Source organism: bacterium, assembly GCA_024224155.1.
Lineage (GTDB): Bacteria > Acidobacteriota > Thermoanaerobaculia > Multivoradales > JAHEKO01 > CALZIK01.
Genome location: JAAENP010000455.1, coordinates 1 through 2,023 on the forward strand (window position 1 = coordinate 1; position 2,023 = coordinate 2,023).

At 66.9% G+C, this 2,023-nt stretch carries 2 protein-coding genes; both read left to right on the forward strand.

Translation table 11 applies throughout. The features are described 5' to 3' along the window. Positions 1-191 precede the first annotated feature (191 nt). Positions 192-1,457 carry an IS21 family transposase gene (locus GY769_22065; protein ID MCP4204603.1) on the forward strand — a complete coding sequence of 422 codons (1,266 nt, stop codon included), beginning with the start codon at positions 192-194 and terminating at the stop codon, positions 1,455-1,457. Beyond that, positions 1,454-2,023, forward strand: a 570-nt coding sequence (locus GY769_22070) for an ATP-binding protein (protein ID MCP4204604.1), incomplete at its 3' end; no start/stop codon positions are given. The genes GY769_22065 and GY769_22070, both read left to right, overlap by 4 nt.

Sequence of the window (2,023 nt, forward strand, 5' to 3'; positions counted from 1 at the left end):
CCAGATATGGTTGGTCCGAAGACCCAGGCAGCCTCCATGGCTGGAGGAGTCACGCCCTGAGCGTGGCTCAGGTGTCACGGACGCGGTCAGAATCCTCCTTAGCGGACGCGAAGTCTTACGACCCCCCAGCAGAGGCTTGAGGGCAGCGTAGCGATCTCCTGCGGTAGCGTGCCGCCAGGAGGTCCAGAAGGATGCCGAGCCTCGATAAGGAGGAGATCGTGACAGTTCGAGTGTTGGCCAAGAAGGGTCAGAACCACTGTGAGATTGCGCAGACTCTCGGGGTGACCGAGGGGACGGTGCGCTACCACCTGCGTCGAGCGGCCGAGGGCGCGGAGGATGGTCGCAAGTCGAAGACGTTCAGAGTCGAGCCCCTGGCGGAGGTGATCGCCGCCTGGCACGCGGATCGGGCCGAGTCGCCGCGTCCGGTCAACGTGCAGGAGCTCTCGGACCACCTGGTCGAGGAGCATCGCTACGCGGGCTCGTATCGCTCGGTGTTGCGCTACGTGCGCAGGCACTATCCGAAGCCGAAGATCCGGACGTACCGGCGGGTGGAGACGCCGGCGGGAGCGCAGTCTCAAACCGACTGGGGTGAGTTTCCACGGGTGGACGTGGGGGACGGTCCGGAACCGCTGCACGCGTTCCTGATGGTGCTGTCGCACAGCCGCAAGCCGGCGCTGATCTGGAGCCGAGAGTCGGATCAGCTGAGCTGGCTGACCTGCCACAATCGGTCGTACGAGCGCCTGGCCGGCGTGGCGGCGGTCAATCGGATCGACAACGTGAAGACGGCGATCAGCCAGGGAGCCGGTGCCTGGGGTGTGATCCATCCCGCCTACCGAGCCTACGCCCAGGCGGTGGGCTTCCACATCGACGCGTGTGCGCCTCGGGCCGGCAATGCCAAGGGGAAGGTCGAGGCGAAGGTGCGCCTGTCGCGTCTGCGCGTCGATCCGACGTGTCGACCTCATGAGGGTCTGGAGGCGCTTCAAAGCTGGAGTGACCGTCGTTTGGAGACGTGGTGTCGTCGCGCGACCTGCGCGGCCACCGGCGAGACGATCCACGCCAGCTGGGAGCGCGAGCTGGAGCTCCTGGCGCCGTTGCCGATCTTGCCCGAGCCGTTCGACATCGCGGTGACGCGCCCGGTGCACAAGGACTGCATGGTGCGGTTCGAAGACCGCTCCTACCCGGTGCCCTTCGCCCATGTCGGCACCCAGGTCGAGGTGCGGGGCTGCGCGGGAAAGGTCCAGATTCTGGCCGCCGGCCGGATCGTCCGAGAGTACCCGCGTGGGACTGCGCGGCGGGTGCTCGTCGACCCGAGCTGCTATGAGGGCGAGGCGACGGATCGGGTGCTGCCGCCAACGCCGCTGGGCAAGATGGGGCGCCGTCTGCAGGAGATCTACGAGCAGCCCGTGCACCAGCGTCCGCTGGACCTGTATGCGGCACTGGCGGAGGTGGCGCGATGAGCGCGGCGAAGGGTCGTGTCGATCTCGACGTCACTCGCGAAAGGCTCGAGCAGGCTGGGCTTCAGCACGCGGCCGGTCGCCTGGCGGAGCTCCTGGAGGAGGCGGTGAAGCAAAAGCGACCGGCACACCGCTTCCTGGACCATCTGCTCGAGGTCGAGCTCGGCGAGCGTGAAGAGCGACGCATCAAGACCTCCCTGCGGCTGTCGGGGCTGCCGCCCGGCCAGAGCCTGGGTAACTTCGACTTCGGCTTCCAGCCGTCGCTGGAGAAGAGCCGGATCGAGACCCTGGCCACGTGCTCCTGGATTCGCGAGCACGCGACGGTTTTGATCCAAGGGCCCCCGGGCACGGGCAAGACGCACATCGCCGTGGCCCTGGGCGTCAAGGCGGTGGAGAACGGCTTCTCGGTGGCCGCCTACCGCCTCGACAATCTGCTCCACATGATGAAGCAGGACGCCGACGTTTCGCCCCAGAGGCTGCGTCGCAAGAAGTACCTCAACGTCTCGATGCTGATCATCGACGAGGTCGGCTTCCAGCCGATGAGCCGCAGCGAGGCCAGCCTCTTCTTC

Coding starts and splice junctions, on each gene's coding strand:
- GY769_22065 (MCP4204603.1), top strand. CDS start 192: ATGCCGAGCCTCGATAAGGAGGAGATCGTGACAGTTCGAGTGTTGGCC.